Raw genomic sequence first — 18370 nt, 5'->3', positions numbered from 1 at the left:
GATCAGGCGCCCAGCCCCACCGGTGGCGTTCTTATCACCGCCGCCTGCGGCGTTTACCTCCGACAGCGGTATTCCATTCGGCCAGCCCCTCCACCGTCGCCCGCAGCAGCGAGACAGAGCCACTGCCGTTCGCGTGACGCAGGACGGCACCATTGGAGTGCTGGTTGATGAATCCCGTCGCCGCATGAGTGGCACAGCGGACAGCAAGCACGATCACGTCCGCGTTGCGAGCCTTCTGCCGGAGCGAGTCACCGCCCACTTTGTCCTGTGCGAGTGCCACCCGTACCTCCGGGAACTGTTCACCCAGGTGTTTGGCGGTACGTTGCAGCACATCGGGGTCCAAAGAGTAGAGCAGCACCGAGGCGGTCAATGACCTGTCGGGGAGGGGGTTCTCCTCCTCGGAGGAGATCTGTTCGGGCAGTGTCCAGTCGAAGCCGAGTTCCAACTCCTTCGACAGTTTTCGTGCGGAGAAGAGGTCCGACGGCTTGAGTCGTCCTCGGTGTCGGTGCAGTGGCTCCAGAAGGGCGACCGCCAGACGCGTTCGGGCTTCGGGGTCAGGGCACGCGGCGAGGACGAGTCGGTCCGCGAAGTCCAGAACCTCGACGGCGTTGTTCGGCGACACCCACTGCTCGCAGGAACCACGCAGTGCGTCAAGAACCTCCCGGTAAGCGTCCGCTGGGGGTGCTGAGCGCAAGTAGATCTCCAGCAGCGCCTGCACTGTGACCAGGTCGCCCGGGCCGAACCGGTCGAAGGAGACTGCGTAGGTGAGGAACGACAGTGCGGTGCTCGGAGCGGGCTGCTCGTATCCCACCGCGTCGATGAATGGGGCGGTCAGATGTTGCCAGGCACGTTCCCACCCCAGGTAATCCAGAGCGTCGGCCACCGCGCTGAGCTCTCGGTCGCTCTCGGCAGGCGACGGCCACTTGCGCCAGCCCGCGTTGCGAACGACAGTCGCGTAACGGGTTTCGTCCCCGCTCATGGCGGCCATCAGTTCGGGCCAGGAGGTGGGTGGTTGGGCAGTGGCAGACGCGGCGTTCGCCTGCTCGGCGGTTTCGTTTCCCGCAATCCCGGATTCGGAGGAGTGAACCGTCCCCGTGGCGGTAGAGCGTGACTCGTCTTCTGCTTGCCTGTCGTCCGCATCGGCTAGGAGCCCCAGTGCTTCCCGTAGTGGTTCCGGCAATACCCCGAGACGTCCGGTTTCTGCCAACCGAGCTCGCATCCGCCGCACGGTGGGGATGTCATCACGCGCGATCGCTGCGGTGACCAGTACCGTCACGGCTTCGTCCCCGTATGGCCCCACGTCCTCGTGCCAGGGGAGGGGACTGGGCAGGTTCGTATTGAAGAGAGCATCCCGAGTTGCAACGAGACCGTCCCGGGACAGCGGTTCCGCCACGATTGCCGAATGGACCGCGTTGAGCACAGCTTCTTTTACCGGAAGCGGCGGATTCTGACGGAGTACGCTGTTCAAACCTGGCAGCGCCAGCAACTCCTCGCTCAGCCCCAGGCGGTCAAGTCGCTTGATCCGTAGATGGGCAAGGTTGGTCGCCCCCAAGCCGCCTCGTGCCGCGAGTTGCTCCAACACCTCAAGGGACGCCGCCTCGCCCCCTGCGGCCAGTGCGGCGTTGAACTCCGCGAGCAACCGACCCAGCGGGCGAGACAATCGCAACTCGCGTCGCGGACTGCTTGCAATAGTGTCCTGCATGAGCTTCAGCATCTGGCGCAGGACCGTCCGGTATTCACGGTTGGGACCGCCCTTGAGGACGAACGTGCGGTCCGGGCCAGCGAAATCGATCACAGCGGCGTCAACCGGGTCGTGTGGATCCAGCCGAGCCGGTGCTGTCCAACCGTCTGTGCAGTACGTGGGTCCAGCGAATGCCTCGAGAAGGTCACGCAGCCAGGAGACCTCTGCGGCGTCCCGGGCGATGACGTACATCATGAACTGGTTGTCGGACGCGATGAACCGTGGGAGCACCGCGGGAGCGTCCTTGCCGCCCCGAAGAGCGTTGATGTACAACTCGATCACGGATCCGTAGCGCCGTGCGTCGTTGCCTTCGCCGAAGAAGTCCTTGAGAAAGGGATCGATGTCGCTCTGGTTCCAGGCCCGGGTGATGCCGTCCATCTGTCGTGTATCCGTCATGCGGCCCCCCACTGCTCCGTGAAGTCGAGGTGGGCCTGGTCGGCCCGGCCGCCTCCCACGGTGTAGGTCACCTGCTCTTTGTTGCTTCCCAGACCGTTGACCGTGAAGTTCATGGAACCGCTTAGGATCCAGTTCCGACCGCATATCGTCTTTTCGTGCACCCTGCTGTCGAACACCACGTGCAGCCGCTCCGGGTTCCGCACCAGGGCACGGACGCGGGAGACGAACGTCCCGCTGTGGGGGCCGGGCCGGGTGACGATGTGGACGCGGGCACCGGTGTTGGCGATCAGCCCCAGTATCGTCGACAAATGACACGCCGACGCACTGCTCTCGTCAAGTACCGCGCTGAAACCCGCATGAGCATTGTCGAGTATCTCGACGTCGCTGATCCACGCCGAGACTATCCACAACTCCGGGCTGGGGGACACCAACTCTGCCAGCAGGGCTGTGGCCAGCAGTGTGTCGGCACGCAGTCCGGTTCCCGTGCCGGTGCGGACCGTGCGTTCCAGTGTCTCGCTTTGACTCACTGCTCTGTCTCCAGCAGTTCCACGCGGCAGCGGAACTCTCTGCCGTACCGATTGATGGATATGACGTCGCCGTAGACACGCAACACGTCCAGATCGACAGAGAGGGCGGGGACGCGGAGCAGTGCCTCACTCAGCGCTGCGCGTTCGGAGGTCGGACAGATCAACTCCACCGCGCGGGCGTCAGCGATGGCCCGGCGGTAACGCTCTTCCCAACCGGCCTCTGTCACTGTGATCCTCGGCAGTTGCTCGTCATGTGCGGCTTCGGCGAGCATTCGGTCCAACACCGTGGGACGGTTGGCGTTGCCGAAGGGTTGGTAGTACTCCAAATGGTGGTTACGGGCGCGGTCCCCGCGTGGCCACAGCAGACTGAACACCTGGTCGGCTGCGAGGTTGAGACCACCGTCGAGGCGCAGTCGTCCCGAACCGACAGCGTAGGCGATTACCCGTGAGTCGACCTCGAAGCCCAGTCGCTGTTCCAGAGCCGTCCATTCGGTGACCAACCGCAGGGCGAAGGCGTCCGTTCTCCGGTCGCTGCCGGGACGCAGCAGGCGGGTGGAGAGTGCAGCTATCGCGCTGTGGCGGGGAGGACCGTCAAGATCGGCCCACGCGGTCCGGAGGCGGGTCAGCGCGCGGTCGGCGTCGGATGCGGAGCCCGCTGAGCGCAGCAGTTCCATGGTGACCGATGCCTCGCCGGATGGTTCCTCCTGGACGACGTACTCCAGTAGCCGAGTAAGCGTCGCGTCGGTGTACTCATACTCGTTCGGTCGGAGAACGGCCGACACCAATGTCCAGAAGCGCCTTGGATCCTGACTGTAGTACTCGACAAGGTATTCCATGACGCCGAGTCCACCGGCGGAGGACTCGCTCAACCAGATGGTGGCGGAGCCGCCCGGTTCCAGAGTGGGGAGGACATCCACGATCAGGTCGCTGTCCTGGGCGTCGGGGCAGGCGAGCAGGCATGCCTGTAGCACGGCGGAGGCCAGGGTGTCCCAGTAGGCACGGCACGCCAGTTCTGCGGTGCGCTCGGCGACGTCGTCAGCGACGAGCAGTTGGCTGGCGCGGTTCAACGCATCAAGGACGACCTGATTGTTACTCACCTCGGTCAACGCGTTGATGAGTCGATCCGCGGGTGCCTGTTCCGCGTCCACGGAGGGTCGGTTTTCGGACGCCTCCTCCCGGTAGAGCACCTTGAGGATCTCCGGCAGTCTTTCCCGCCAGGAACCGTCTGCCAGAGTGGCGTGGATCTGCTGAGGGGTGCGACTCCCGTCCAGACCCTCCAGTGAGAAGGCGGTGAGATAGACCAGTGCCAACCAGTCGCGTTGGAAACTATTGGCCACCTTGGTCAGTTCTGGATCCTCGGCCAACGCGCGGAAGTAGGCCTTGGATCGCCACGCCGGTGAGGCGAGGTAGGCCCGGACTGTAGGTTGGGACAGATCCAGGGGGGCCACCCGCAGTCGCAGGGCGTCCACCTCCAGGCGGTAGCCGAACGCAGCGGGTGTGTCCCCGTGTGCGTAGCGTACGGTACGTCGTTCGCTGGACTGACTACCGGTTCGACTGATTTCGCAGTCCGCCCCGTAGGTCATCCGACGCACCTCGATGGGGTTACCTGCCGCATGGGTGGCGAACCCGACCGATTGGACGCGTTCCTTCCAAGGCAGAACCCGAGGAACCTCGGCCTCGTGGGGGGGAGTTGCCTCGGAGGCGATGATCTGAGAGCCCCAGAGCGGTCGTCCCTGAGAGTGGTCGCTGACATCCTCCGGGGGAGTCTGCAGCTTGATGCGGAAGGGCCGGAAGACGCGCAGGCGCTGCTGGTGGGGACCGTAAGGAAGCCACTCGCCCTGACCGGAACTGTCTGGGGCGAGAGCGTCGATCTGCAGGGTCTGCTGCCCGTCGACGGGCAGAGGGAGCCAGGTACGATGGTCGTCTCGCCGGTAGCCGTACCTGCGACTGACCCTGCCCGGTACCGCCTCCCGCAGTGCGCGTTCTACGGGCAGCGACTCGGGTTCGGCCTCGAAAGGAAGGTCGAACTCCACTTCGGGTACGTTGAGCGGTTCGAACAGTGACCGGGTGATGAACTCGGGAAGCACCGAATCCCGTTCCGCTGCTGGATCTCTTCGCAGCGACTGCCAGTTGCTCTGCAGGCGACGCAGTGCGGTGGGGACCACGGACAGCATCAGGGAGCGCGGTTGCTCCCACAGCACCGCCTGGGTGGCATCGGCGCTCAACTGCAGTGCGTTCTGCACATGCCTGGCGAGACTGTCACGCAGTCCTTCCTTGTCTTCCAGTAGCCCTCGCAGTCGTTTGACCAGCCACTCCCGAGCTCTGCGGTAGTTCGCAGGGTCTAGTTGCCGGGCTCGCATCCCGTTCAGCAGTGCCCGCGGATCAACCCGGTGTTGCCGTTGCAGATCACGGCCTAGCCAGTCCAGTAGGGCCTGGGCGGCCTGGATCTTGACCACATACCGGTTGCCTACCGGAAGGTTGCGGGGACTGACTTCAGGAGAGAAGAGCGTCTCGTATCCCTGGTAGGCCAAGCGGTCGCGGCCGTAGTCGGAGAGCGTGATGACAGTGATCGGCCGGGTGCCACGAATTCGGCCAGCACGTCCACGGCGCTGGATGAAGGCGGCCGCGTCACGCGGCGCCTTGTGCTGCAGCACCAGACCGACCGAAGGATCATTGAAGCCTACCTCCAGTGAAGCCGTGGCGACCGTCAAATCGGCGTCGAGATTGACCCCGGCGTCCTGCGAGGAGGTCCGACCGATCCGCAACTCCTGTGCATGCAGATCCGGAGAGAGATGGCGGCCGATCCTCTCCACCAACTCCCAGGACTGCCCCTCTTGGTAGCGTTCGGCGCGTTGGGGGAGGTCCGGGGAGCGCAGCGCGGCCAGTACCGCCCGTCCTCTGGTGTGTCCGCGCCGGGTCTGTCCGCCTTCGGCATCGCGCAGGTCGTTGTAGAACCGGTTGGTGACATCCAGGTCGTCGGTGAACAGAAAACCTGTGGAGCCGAATAAGGAATTCGGTCTCCGGTTGGACGTCTGCCGATCCAGGATACGACCGAAGAGCATGGACACCTGCAGCGAGGTGGACAGCAGGCTGGCACCAGAGAGGGGGTCGCCGCGCAAGGCCAGGGAGTATTCCCGACCCTCCTGGACCATCGTGTCAGGCGCGGGTTCGATGTAATCGACATCTGTCTCCGGTAGCCCGGTCAACTGAGCGAAGAATCTGCGAGCGTCCTTCAGGGTCGCGCTCAGCCCGACGAAGGTGACGGGTTGGCGTACGGCATGCCGCCACCGGCGCAGTAGCAATGCCACCTGAGCGCCCTGTGGACCGGATTGGATGTGCACCTCGTCGAGCAGCACCAGAGACGGTCGGGCCCGTCCGCTCCACCCCAGAAGTGGAGCCAGGGACGGATTGGTGCTGTGCCTGTTGAGCATCTCCGTCGTCGTGAACAGCAGATCCGGTGGGTGGCGCTGCAGTGAGTCGCGGGTCAGGGCGAGCAGGTCCTCCGGGAGTTGCAGGCCGCAGTCTTGGCAATGCAGCCGCTCCACCTGGGCTTTCCAGTCCTGCGCAGACCAGACTAGTGCGCCGTTGGAGCAAGCGGGGCAGGTCAGGTAGGGACAGACGAGGCCGGTGCGCAACCGCCTCCAACCCTGGCTACTGGCCTGGGAAGAATCCAGAGATCTCGCTGAGTAAGGGGTGCTGCTGTAGAGAACTCCGATCCGCAGTGGTCGCCGTTTCTCACCGACCAGCAGTGGGTTGACCTTCAGCGCAGCGGCGACAGCGTCACGCAGTTGATCTCGGAGGAGTTCGGTACGCGGATACAGGGCGAGAGTGTGAACCTGACGGCGGTGGGTCTCCGCAGACATGGCAGCGAACGCGGGCAGGTAGAAAGCGAGCGTCTTGCCGCTGCCGGTGCCCGCGCCGATGATGACGCCGCGAGACTGTCGCCGTGCCAGTGAGTCGAAGATGGCCTCGGTGGCCCGCACCTGAAACCGGGCCAGGCTGTAGTCGCTGATCTGTGCGGCAGCCACCTGTTCCTGCAGCGACCCCCACCCGTCGAGTTGGGCGAACTCCTCCAGCGCGGTGGAGGCGGGCACGTCGCGTCGCGGGTATCGGCGCGGTGCGACGTGTAGGCGGTAGTCGGCCACCAGTCGCCGACCGCTTCGCCACCAGTTCGCAGGAGGCCCCTCTCGCCTCCACCTGGGGAAGAGTTGCCGTAGGTGCACGGTGAGACGGAGCGCTTCGGCGAACCGGGTGCGGTAGCTCGAAGACTCTCCTGGGACACGGAAAAGCAGGCCCTGCCGTATGAGGAGGTCTCGCACGTCCTCCGGAAAGAGATCACGGGGGGAGCCAGGGGTACTGCTCAACGCGTGCTCGATCGCGTTGAGCACCTCCTCCTCGGACATCGCTCCCTCTGTGACACCCCAGGACAGCAGTGGGAGTTCGAGGTCCTCCAAGGTATTGAGGACGTGGTTGAGGAACTCGATGCTCAGTTTCGGAGTCACATGCCACTCCTGCGCAACTTGACCACCCTGTCCAGGCCGCACTCACGAAGCAGGACGATCTCCTCGTCCGTTACTTCGCTCAACGGCACTTCGTCGGAGGCCAGTTTCTCCAGCAGGGTCAGCAGAGGGGTGGGGGGCTCTGGAGCTTCGGCCAGTTCCTCGCTCACCCGTTCGTAGGAGGCGGTGAACTCGGTGATGTCGGATGTGCTGAGTCTGTCCGAGGGACGCTTCGCTAGGGCATCGAGGTTGCGCAGTGTTGTGCGAAGCGACCGCTGCTGGTCACCTGGCAGCATCACCAGTCGGTCCGTGGGAAGTTTCGCTAGTTGCTGTTGGGTCCACTCCTGCCAGGCGAGCAGGTTTTTTTCGGAAAGCAGTTTGGTCACTGCTTCTACCCTGCGCCGAGCGGCGTTGAACGTCGGATCTTTGGGGAGCCCGTTTCCCGCTTTGCGCGCGAACTCGGCGTATCCGTCCTCCATCCCTGACAGGTCCACCTGGGCGGTTGTTCGCTTCCGCAGCGCCCTGGCGAGTTGGAGTTGCCGGTCGAGGTCACGCAGTGTGGCTCGAAGTTCCTGCACACGCTGATTCACTCTCCGGGCGTCTTCTTCGCCCTTGGCGCTGGTGTCCAGTCTGCGTGCCTCACTCTGCAGTGCGTGCGCCTTGTCGAATACGGATTGAGCGGTCACCGGTCCTGCTCACCTTCCTGACTGATCAACGAGGCCCATTCCGCCATGACTTCCTGGAGTTCGCGGGCCGCGGCGTCGCCCAACGAGCCACTGCGGTTTGTCGCCTGAACCAGTGCCGAGTCGAGCCACCGATCGGAGATGGTCAGGAACTCCTGGATGTCGGTCAATACCGAACCGCGGTCTCGCGTCACCGCGCTGATCAGTGAGAGTCGGCGCTGGTTCGGGGAATGTTTCTCATTCGCGGCCCGTTCCAGATCCGTCTCCAGGTGGGAGACGACCTGCCAGTTCGCTTTGGCGAGGCGGGGCAGCAACTCTTGTAGGCGAGCGAGGTCTCCCGGTGACAGGGCGGACAGCAGTCCCACCTTGCGGGCTTCGTTGAGCGCGGTCTCCACGGCTTTCACGGTTTCACGGCCGTTGACGCCCCTGGGGAGCCGTCGCCGGATCTCCTGCAGGCGGCCGCGGAGCAGTTCGGCGTGCTCCTCCATCCATTGGTTCCAGGAGGAGAAATTGCCCACCGCTTTGGACATCCACTCGGGAAGGCGACGCCCCTCCAGTTCCCATTCCCACTTCTCGGTGGCGCGGCGCAGTAGCGGCAGGGCACGGGCAGCGTCGATCATGCGCACCGAGCCGGTGCCCTGGGCGACGCCCAGGCTGGAACGCAGGGTGTCTACGAGGAGTTTCCGGTGTTCCAAATGGCGTCCCAGAGTTCTCGTCCATCCCGCGGAACGGATGGCCGTGTCGCCGCGCTCCCAGTCCTGACCGTAGTCGAATGCAGCGGACAGCAGTTCGGGTTCGGTCATGTCCGGAGTCGCTTGTCCAGCCAGTGCGGCACCGAGCAGGGAAGCCCGCAGTCCCAGTACCAGGTCGTCGTCGGAGGTGCCGAGGTGGCGCTGGATAGCGGTCATGAGCACGTCGGTCTTCTCCTCCGCGAAAGAGGCCAGACGGCGCATGTCCTCGGAGCGCGGACGACCGACGTTGTTGTTTGCCAGGATGAGGTTCTGGAAGAAGAGGCTGTTGGCCGCAGTGCGGCGGAACCGGACGGGAGCGTTCTCGACGCCGGGCAGATTCTCGGCGTTCGCCCCCTCGATGGAGACACTGGTGGATTTGGGGGGCAGCGCCCTGCGGATGACGTCCGTGGACTGTTCCCGCAGGGGTGGCGACAGCCAGAGATAGCGACGTCTGATGGTGTCCACGATGATCGTACGTATCTCCCGGGCCTCCTCTTGGGGGAGGAGTTTTTTGCGGGAGTTCCAGTCGCTGATCGTCTGCAACTTGCGACGGATGGACGCTGGAATGTCGGTTTCGGGGGCGGTGCTTTTGGGTGCGGACTCGACAGCGGTGTTCCTGGGCTTCGGGAGAGACGCTGTCTCAGTGAAGGACCGGTCGTCCCGTTGCGGTAGGGGAGGAAGACCGAACGCCTCGAGTACGGTTGGTGGCACGTGGTGGGGGTTGTGGGGTGCGTCCGCCCACATCTCCAACACGTTCTTCCGGCGTTCGCCGTCCAGTTCGTCGACTGCGGCGACAAACTCACCGACGTTCTCAGGAAGCGGGCTGTCGATATCGGTGAGTGGGAAACGGTCACGGAACCGGTTGTCGGGGAAGGCCCCCTTGGCCAGGGCATCGGCATGCTCCACCAGCACCGGTCGGATGACACTGCCCAGAACTGTGCGCGGCACGAATGCCCAGGGCTCCTCTTTGGGAGCCACCGAGTGCACCGTGCGGACCAAGGCGCTCCGGTTGAAAGGGTAGAGGCCGTATCCCTCGGCGGTGGCGCCGAATCCTTCGTGACAGGGTTCCTGGAACGGGCATTCCTCACAGGCGTTGGGGACGTCGTCGGGGCCACGGCGCTCCAGTTCAGTGCGGCCCACCCGGGCGGCATTGAGGTAGCGGCCGACGAAGGAGGCGATGACTTCCGTTCCGGTGTCCGTTTCGTTGAAAGGAACGTCGAGGTCGTAGACGTAACCCATGGTGGCGGCCGAGATGCGGCTGATCGCGGTTTCGGGTAGGAACTCGCGGAAGTAGCCTTTGGTCACCGCCATCAGGGTGCGAATCGGTGCGTACTGGGCATTGCCGTAGCGGTTGGCCGCCTCGGTGATCGCGTCCAGCAGGTCCCGTTGCACGCCCTGGATCAGCGCGAAGTCCTCGATGAGCAGCACAATCTCTTTGCCCTGGCGGGCATAGGCCTGCCGTACCTGCAGCATGGCTTCGTGCAGTCGCCCGGAACTGAGGCTGGACACGCTTTTGACGGCGGCTTCCCAATGCTTGTTCAGCAGGTCCACCGCAGCAGTACGCAACTCCGATCTGGACAGGAGGAGTTTGAGTAGTTTCTGCGACACCTGGGCAGCCTGGCCCACGTCGTTGACATTCAAGGGCAGGTCGTCGACGGTGAAGGCCGGAGGGCGTTCTTGGACGCCTTCCCTACGGTCGTGGAGTAGCCGTTCCGCGAACTGCGGAATGAACTTGTCCTGCTGGAGCATGTGCTCCTGGATGTGCGGGTCCTGAAGCAGGATGGCGAGTCCGCCGGGCCCCGCCAGGGCACGGGCCGCGCCTGAGAGTTCGGCGGGTTTTGTGGCGGCGAGAGCCTCATTGAGGGAGTTGACCAGACGGCGGGCCAGTGCCTCTGCGTCCATCCTGGTGCTGAAAGACCGGATGTCCTCGCGCAACCTGTCCAGGTTCTTGTCGTTCACTCCCTCCAACAGCGTTTCGATGACCGCTTTCAGGCTGGTCTTGGCCTTCTCCAGATAGATCACATGGTGCCTGTCCGAACGCGGAAACCGCTCCTTGACCCAGCGCACCAGGTGCGACTTTCCGGAGCCGGAGTCACCGATGATCGGCATCAGCAGCGTCCCCGTGTCCGGCCGCCGTTCCAGGAAGTCGCGGAGCACCTCGTGCTCGTTCACCATCGTGTCGGTGGACACCAGGTCACGGCCCTGGATGTGGGAACGCCGGATGCGCAGCGGAGCGTGCGTGGCCAGGAACACCGCTGCGGATGGGCTGACCGCCTCGGTGTTGATGGTCGTCGCAGCCTTCTCCAAGTCCCAGCACAGATAGCCGCGGAAGACGTCAGCCACGGGGGTCCTCCAGAATGGTGATCGAGGTGCAGGAGCGGGGGGAGGTGCCCTGTTCGAAGGAGTGCACGCTGAGGTACTGCGGAGCGTCGGCGTCTCGGTCCAGGCGGAGCCAGCCTTCGTCCTCGCCGCGAAGCAGGGCGAAGGAGAGGGAAGGACCGGCGACCGCATCGCCGGGGGAGGGGAGGCCGATGGCTTCCGCGTAGGCTCCGCCGGGCAGGACAGGCAGGGCAGCACGGAGAGCGTGCAGAAACTGCAGTGCGGGGAGTTGCTCTCCAGGTTTCCACCTGCTCTGGACCACCTGCCGGACCGCGGTGGTGCAGTCTGGGACGAGACGGTCGTTCGTCAGTAGCGACGGTGTCGCCAAGCCGAGTGCGGAAGCCCAGTACGCGAAACGATTCCACCGGGTGTTGTTCACGAGGGGGCGTCCGATTTCAGGGCGGAAAGAGGTTTCTTCCTGCACCTGTTGGGCCTCCGCCCAGTTGAGTGCGGTAGTACTCGGGTCCAGGGAGAGGTACCAGGCAAGGGCCCGTGTCAGGTCCCGAGGCCCGGTGTGGCTGTCGTCATCCCCAAGGCCGGTGTTGCGCTCAGGAGCCAGTACGGCTTCCCGCAGTACCTTCTGGAAGTCGGCCAGGTTGTCTGCGTCGAGCTCCTTGGCGGAGGCGGCGAGCGAGAGGACGCCTTCGGTTTCCTCGACCAGTCCGAGTTCCACCAGCGTGCTCACCGCGGCGTCGAAAACCTTCCCGTCGTCGCCCAGTGCCGGTGGGCTGAGATAGGCGCGGGCACGCTCTTTGTCGATGCCTTTGCGGACACTGGCCAGGAATCGTACGACCGGCCACATCAGAGTGGGGATCGAAGCGGAGACGTTGATCAGGGTCATTACAGGGCTTTCCAGGCTGTACGGAGGGGGATGCTGGCTGTATGCAGGTCAGCCAACAGTTGATCAGGGCGCTCCGGGTGGCGCAACTGCCGAGGATGCAGCAGGTACAGGACATCGGGGCTGTGGAATCGCGCCGCTGCTTCGAAGGTCAGCGTTTCGTGATCTGTGTCCTCCACCCAGATCACCGGAGCCGGATGGGTGAAGACTAGGCTCTGGTCACTGTCGTAGACGACTGGATAGGGCAGGGCGTCCCGCTGGACGCGACGGACTGTCGCCTCGTCTGCTCCAGGGCCGCCGAGGAACGGCATTCCCCTACGACAGAGTTGGACCAGCAGTTCGGGGAGTAGTTCACGCTCCTCCTCGGTGTCCCACCAGATACTCAGACAAGCCTGGTCGGGAGGACGGAACGCGGACAGCGGATCCGCGTGCGACTTCGACCACAGGACGACGCTGGGATTGGGTTCCCACCCCTTCTGATAGAAACCGAGGTCGGATGTGGGACCGCCGCGACGGCAGTGCGGGCAACCGCGACAGGCGGGAGCGGTGATGTGGTCGTCCACCGTGTAGTACTCAGCGAATACGTCGCCGATACAACGGTCGCCGCGCAACGCCTTGTGGAGCTGTTCCAAAGCTGCCCGCTGACTGTCCAGGATCCTCGCCCGAGTCTCGTTGATCCGAGCGGTGAAGTAGTCGTGTTCGTTCGTGCGGCCGTCAACAAGCACCACGTCCATCCGGGAGTCCGACTGCTCGTAGTACTCCTGCAGACGGCGTTGCCAACTGGCTTCGGGTTCATCCTGGCCGCGCTGCGGCTCTGTGGACTCCCGAAGTTCGATTAGGCCGGCTTGCGCCATCAGGTTGAGCGTATGTATGTTCCACCGCTTGCTTCGCCCGTAACCGGAAGAAAGGTGGATGGGTAGAGCGTCCAGATTGAGGTGGAACACCGCGCCGTCCTCCGTACGGCTGTGGAACATGCCCTGCCAACGCGGCCAGGCCTTCTCATCGGAGATGATCGACCCCTGGCTCAGGCTCTCCGCTGTGGCGATGTCCGCGGGGGCGGTGGCCATGTAGGCCAGAGAAGGACTGCCGTCACGCCCGCCCCTACCGACCTCCTGGTAGTAGCGGTCCACCGTTTCAGGAAGACAGGAGTGCACAACTGTGCGGACGTCAGGTAGGTCGACGCCGAGGCCGAATGCCGAAGTGCCGACCACGATATCGAACCGGGTGGGCATGTCCTGCTCAGAGAACCGGCCACTCCACCCCTGAAGGGCGTCCCGTCGTTGTTCCCCGGAGGAGGTTCCGGTGACCCGGGCGACTCTGTGCATTCCCGCGTTGTGTAGCCGGGCGACCCAGTCCTCGGCTGCTTTTCTCTTGGACACGTACAACACCAGTGGCCGGGGAAGCAGGGTGGCCGCCTTCAGCACCGCCGCTGTGCGCTCTTCCTCGTTGGTGAACTGGTCGATGTAGTAACTGGGTTCGCTGCGTACCTGCTTCGCCCAGATCACCTCCACCGGACCGGGCGAGCCGAACAGCGTGCGAAGGGTAGTGATCTGCTGGTCGGTCAGCGTGGCGCTCATCGCCACGGTGCGAGGAGCGCGTCCTTCCGGCGCGTTGCTCACCCAGGAGTGGCGTAGGCCAGCGATGGACTGGAAGTCAGGCCGGAAGTCGTTACCCCACTGGTCGACCAGGTGTGCCTCGTCGAGTACGAAGTAGCGGAACAGCCCCGCCCGTGCCGCGTCCGCCAACGGTCGCTTGAGTCCGTGTGTGACCGCTTCCGGCGCCGCCAGTACCACCCGTTGCCGACCGGAGCGGATGTCGGAGGTCAGGCGTTCCTTGACCTCCGCGGGCAGGTCTCCTGTGTACGCGTAGCGCCCGGTAGGCGACGGACAGCCACGTTTCTCCGCAAGCACGCGGATACGCCGTTCCAGATCGATGGCGAGCACCACAGTGGGCACAACGATGACGGACACGCCACTACGGTCGTCCAGCAGTGCGGCCGCCAATGCCACAAACGTTTTGCCGTGTCCGGTGGGCAGGCAGACGATCGTGGTGCTGCCGGGAGGTGCCAGGGCGACCGACCGAGCGGTCTGCTGCTGGCCTGCGGACAGATAGTGCTGGAACTCCTCTCCCAACGTGGCGGACCAGAAGGGGTCTCCTGGGCGCTCGGTGAGTGAACGGCGTTGTGGGGAGTCCAGACCCAGGTACACCTGACGCAGGTCGGATTCGGCCGCTTCGGCTGCGGAACCTTCGAGACTTCCCGGAACCCACGGTTGGCCCCACACCCTCAGGGTGTGTTCATCGGTTCCGTAGGTGACGCCGCAGTGGGCCTGGAGCCACTGCTCCTGGGTGGGAAACAGCGGATGTCGGGGCACATTCAGTGGAGAGTCGTTGCCACGAACCTGTGCCTCCAACAGCACCTGCCGGGTGAGAGCGGCGATGTCCCGCCACCCTGTTGCTCCGGAGCGCAGGCCGTTGAGCGCGTCTCTCAACCGCCGGACCGTGCCCGCAGCGGGGATGTCTATGATATGGCCTTCGGTCCAAGTGGAGAAGAGTTGCTGTGCCTGCGTCCATTGGTCACTGGTCATGCCCTGCCCTTTTCCAACCCGACGCGCACCAGGCAACTCGCCGAGACAACACGGGTTACGGGTTTGCTGAGCCCTTCGATCAACGCTTCGGCTACACCGACGTCGGTCAGGTAGCTTTCGGCGTCACCCACAAGGCGTCCTGCGGCCTTTCGTGCCTCTGCCTGGGCACGGGCGATCGCCAACTGCTGCCGGGCCTGGTGTTGTGCCTCCGCGCAACGCTGATCGATGTCGGTGATGTCGACCAGGCGTCTACGGGCGGCCTCCTCGGCGCTCTCCGCGGCCAGGCGGTAGGTGTCCCACCCGTTGAAGAGTTCGATGAGTTCGGCGATGCGGGTGTTGTTGTAGTTCTGATCTCTGCGTTTCTTGTCGTAGGGCAGGTTGAGCCAGTCGAGCAGTCGAGGATCGGTGACCGGGGTCTTCGAATCTCCGGACAGCCACACCGTCAGGGTGAACGGCGGCAGGATGCTGTCCACATGGCGGCGCAGTGCCTGCGCTGCGGTGGAATCACCAACAATTTCCAACGCTTCCTCGATGTCGGCCTCCACAAGATAAAGAAAACCGAAGTAGGGCTCGGGGGGCCCAGCCAGGGAGGGATCCACGCGACGGAAGGCCGCAACCTGTCCCCTGTCATCGCTGAAGACCACAGAAGCCAACTCGTCGATCAGTGGGTTGCCTCTGCGAAACAATCGGGTTCCCGGGGAACGTAGTGCAGCCGAACGGTTGAATGTTCCAGACGCCATCTCCTTAGAGACCCGTAGTCTGAGGCGTCGCCAGGAACGCGGGTCAATCAGGGGTTGGGCGCTGAAGACATCGAATTCCACCCGTTCAACGGAGTTCAGTCGGCGGGTCCGACGCTGTAGTCCGATACCACCGCCACTGTTCGAGGTGTAGTTCAGCACTGCCCACTGGGTGTCACGCCACCGCTGCTCGTAGGAGTCAAGGAGTTCGGCAATGTCACGGCCTCCCAGTGAGGTGTCGTGGATGGACTCCAGCATGTCCATCTTGGTGATCTCCTCACGGGCGGTCGTCAACTGTGCACGCACCCGTTGGACGTCCGCAGTGAACCCTTCCCGACCATTAGTCAAGGCGTTCTTCCAGACCTCGGTCAGCCCTTCGGCGATGGCGTCTTGGAGGGTGGACACCGATTCCTCGAAGATCCTGTAGCCATCCCGCAGCAGCCCCCCCCAGGCTCCGACGAAGGACTCGTCTCCGCCGCTGCCCCTGCTCAGCCAATACTGTCCTGCGGGACCGGTTCGGTGGAGCGAGTCTGCGCTCCGGTAGCGGTCCACACGCCCCATGCGCTGCTCGAACTGGTTGGGGGACCAGGGAAGACGCAAGTGGATGACGGCGTCTGCCAGTTGCAGGTTAAGACCGTCCTCGGCGGAGTTGTCAGCCACCAGGACGGCAGCTCTCGATTTCTTTCCGTTGAATGTGCGCCAGGTATCGAGCTCTTCTTCCATCTTGGCGGCTCCGACACGGTATGTGTGCTCGCAGAAGAGTGCTCTCTGGAAGCGGCTGCGTAGACAGTCGGTCAATTTTGAGGCCAGGGCTCCTGGACCGCAGAAGACCACAACACGCGGGTGTCGCTTGAATACCGGGAGCATGAGGTCAATGACGGAATTGAGGGCTTCGGTGTCCTCCGCACCTGCCAACCGTTCCTGGAGGTCGGCTAGCACCGTACGCTCCACGGGCAGAACGGGGGGAGCGGCCAGGAGTTCCCGTTCGCGCGGGGTCAGCCCGGCGGTTTCCGCCGTACTCTCGTCCTGGTGAATCCGCCAACGCAGCGCGGCCAGCAGGTCATCGGCGAGGACACCCGATCGTGAGGTGAGAACAGCGAGTACCAGAGCGTAGGGGAGTTGCTCTTCTTCGCCTGCGTCCGAGTCCAGCAATGCGTCATGGATCCTGCTGCGCCAGTCGAGCACTGCGGTCGTCGTCGCCTCGTGGGCCGCCGTGTCCAGGACCGCCGAGTCTAGAAGCAGTGGCTCGGGAGCCTGCCGCCCAAGCACTTCGTAGGGGAGAGATTCCTCCGACTCCTGGCTGGCGAGAACTTTGGCACGGCGGTTGCGGATGATTCTCCGGTGGAGTCGGTAGGCCTCGCTGATGTGGCCGCGTAGCGCCTCCACCCGGTAGGCCAACTCCTTGGCATCCACGTCCTCCCGAAGTTCGTCGTTCTCGTCGAGCAGTTCCAGTATCTGTTCGCTCAGTTCGGCGAATCTTCTGTCTTCCGCAGGGAGTAGGCCTCGGAGTTCCTCGATGGAGGAGGGCAGCAGGTAGGTGTACTCGCTGTCGAGACCGTAGACACTGTCGGCGAGTCGGGCGCGCAGTTGGTGTCGGTAACGGAAAGCCTCCTGGTCCGTCCACCGGTACAACTCCGGATCCAGAAGGTGCAGTAGTCCCAGGTGCGTGGTGTAGTGAGAAGTGACAGGAGTCGCAGAAAGCAGCAGCAGGCTCGGGGCCGAATGGGCAAGCCCGCACAACTGTTGGTAAGGACTCTCATCAGGGCCACTGACCTGGACCAGTTGGTGTGCTTCGTCAACAACGACCAGGTCGCACCCGTGGTAGGAGGTCCACCGCTCTGGCTGCTCGTGTGCGGCCACCCGCACTTGGGCGTCGGGAAAATCGTCGATGAAGAATTTCTCCCGCAACTCCCGGACCCACTGGCGGCGTAGTGTCTCGGGAGCAAGAATGACGATGCGGGATTCCGGATTGTCGATGAGGGTCTGCCGGACGACAAGCCCCGCCTCGATGGTCTTGCCGAGGCCTACTTCGTCAGCGAGCAGATAGCGGCGTACCGGATCGGAGAGGACACGCAGCACAGCGTTGAGTTGGTGAGGATAGAGTTCGACAGCAGAGGAGAGCAGGGAAAAGGTGCTCGCGCTGGCTGCCCGTTGGTTGATCAGGTCACTCAGCATCGACAGGCGCGCGTTGCGGTAGTAGGGGGATTCGTTCCCTCCGGCTGTGAGGATGGTGACGGGGTTGCGTACTGGCCGGTCCCAACGCACCCGCAACTGCTCTTCAGGGACAGGAAAGTCGTATGGGACGTTGGGAAATCGTACGAAGTACTCGTCGCCGTTGCCCTTGGTTCCTCTGATCCGGCCTGCCAGCCACGTTCCAGTATCAGGATTGTGCCAGTAGACACGGGTCTCAGGAGCGAGTTGCACGTGGTTGCAGGTGGATGATGGGACCCACATGGATTCGGCTGCAGGATCGGCGACCGACTCGAAGAAGTCGACACGCACCCGCCCCTGCTCTACCTCGCCGATTCGTCCCATGCCAGGACTTTTCGGACATACAACGATATTTCCAACGCGAAGACCAGTTGACACCTTGCTTCTCTGCTCCTGAGCGTTTCGGTGACGAGATGGGTGCGGAAGAGGTTGACCACTGAGCTTGTCAGGCTGTGAGAGTTCTCTGTCGCTGCTGTCGGCCCTCTTATTGCACGATGCTTCCCACGTTGCGCTTCTTTGGTGCTGCGCTCATGGTAGTTCCTTGGGTGGCGGTTTGCGGGGTTCTATAGGTAACGATTGTAAACACAGTCTTCGCATCTATTGACTGCCTGCGACGGTATGCGTCTCTGAGTGGTAGAAGCGTCGTTCACGAACTCGGAGGGTAACATGATGAGTGCACAAGTGCCTGCCTCCGGGCTTCGGGCGAGGAGTGGAACGGCGTTCTGGCGGATGTGAAGGGCGGGTCCAGGGACGGACAGGTGCTTGCGGAAGTAACATCCCGTCTCAGGCCGAGAAGGTAGCCATCCGAGACCAAGCTCGTTGAAGACGACTGTGCTGGCCCCGCCCACTGCAGGGGCTGTGTTGACTGGCTGACTGTCGGCACAGGGGGATCGTCAGGAAAAGAGCAACACCGGTCCGCCCCCCGGACCTCGCGCATGTGGGGTTCACGGCTTGTTGTGCTTCTGTGTGTGGCGACTTTCCGGAAAGCGGTTGATCATTGCGGGGAAGGCAGATAACACTGGGGTTCCACCGCCTCCGAGCAA

At 63.7% G+C, this 18370-nt stretch carries 8 protein-coding genes; all 8 read right to left on the bottom strand.

Annotated elements, in window-relative coordinates:
- Positions 1 to 34 precede the first annotated feature (34 nt).
- The 8 genes from dpdD to dpdE are packed head-to-tail and all read right to left on the bottom strand — an operon-like array spanning position 35 to position 17705.
- Positions 35 to 2137, bottom strand: coding sequence for a protein DpdD (gene dpdD, locus NI17_RS08075; protein WP_068690702.1), 2103 nt, complete (start codon positions 2135 to 2137; stop codon positions 35 to 37).
- The gene (dpdK, locus tag NI17_RS08070) at positions 2134 to 2664 is read right to left on the bottom strand and encodes a phospholipase D-like domain-containing protein DpdK (RefSeq protein WP_199860003.1); all 531 of its coding nucleotides are present in this window, start codon (positions 2662 to 2664) and stop codon (positions 2134 to 2136) included. The genes dpdD and dpdK overlap by 4 nt, the downstream gene beginning before the upstream one ends.
- The gene (gene dpdJ / locus NI17_RS08065; RefSeq protein ID WP_068690551.1) at positions 2661 to 7166 is read right to left on the bottom strand and encodes a protein DpdJ; all 4506 of its coding nucleotides are present in this window, start codon (positions 7164 to 7166) and stop codon (positions 2661 to 2663) included. Before dpdJ ends, dpdK begins: the two co-directional genes overlap by 4 nt.
- Positions 7163 to 7849 carry a hypothetical protein gene (locus NI17_RS08060; RefSeq protein WP_119268141.1) on the bottom strand — a complete coding sequence of 229 codons (687 nt, stop codon included), beginning with the start codon at positions 7847 to 7849 and terminating at the stop codon, positions 7163 to 7165. The genes dpdJ and NI17_RS08060 overlap by 4 nt, the downstream gene beginning before the upstream one ends.
- A complete protein-coding gene (gene dpdH / locus NI17_RS08055; RefSeq protein WP_068690547.1) occupies positions 7846 to 10920 on the bottom strand; it encodes a protein DpdH in 3075 nt (1024 codons plus the stop codon). Before dpdH ends, NI17_RS08060 begins: the two co-directional genes overlap by 4 nt.
- Positions 10913 to 11797 (bottom strand): protein DpdG, encoded by an 885-nt coding sequence (dpdG, locus tag NI17_RS08050; protein ID WP_068690545.1) that lies wholly within the window; start codon positions 11795 to 11797, stop codon positions 10913 to 10915. The genes dpdH and dpdG overlap by 8 nt, the downstream gene beginning before the upstream one ends.
- Positions 11797 to 14379 (bottom strand): protein DpdF, encoded by a 2583-nt coding sequence (dpdF, locus tag NI17_RS08045; protein ID WP_068690544.1) that lies wholly within the window; start codon positions 14377 to 14379, stop codon positions 11797 to 11799. The genes dpdG and dpdF overlap by 1 nt, the downstream gene beginning before the upstream one ends.
- Positions 14376 to 17705 (bottom strand): protein DpdE, encoded by a 3330-nt coding sequence (gene dpdE / locus NI17_RS08040; protein WP_267887185.1) that lies wholly within the window; start codon positions 17703 to 17705, stop codon positions 14376 to 14378. Before dpdE ends, dpdF begins: the two co-directional genes overlap by 4 nt.
- Positions 17706 to 18370: the final 665 nt, after the last annotated feature.

Origin of the sequence: Thermobifida halotolerans (assembly GCF_003574835.2) — a bacterium.
GTDB lineage: Bacteria > Actinomycetota > Actinomycetes > Streptosporangiales > Streptosporangiaceae > Thermobifida > Thermobifida halotolerans.
The sequence above is the reverse complement of the archived record's forward strand: the minus strand, read 5'-3'. Positions and strand labels throughout refer to the sequence as shown.

What these genes read in the sequence shown, in the direction of transcription:
- dpdF (WP_068690544.1), bottom strand. Translation starts at nt 14,379, where the DNA reads ATGACCAGTGACCAATGGACGCAGGCACAGCAACTCTTCTCCACTTGG.
- dpdG (WP_068690545.1), bottom strand. Translation starts at nt 11,797, where the DNA reads ATGACCCTGATCAACGTCTCCGCTTCGATCCCCACTCTGATGTGGCCG.
- dpdD (WP_068690702.1), bottom strand. Translation starts at nt 2,137, where the DNA reads ATGACGGATACACGACAGATGGACGGCATCACCCGGGCCTGGAACCAG.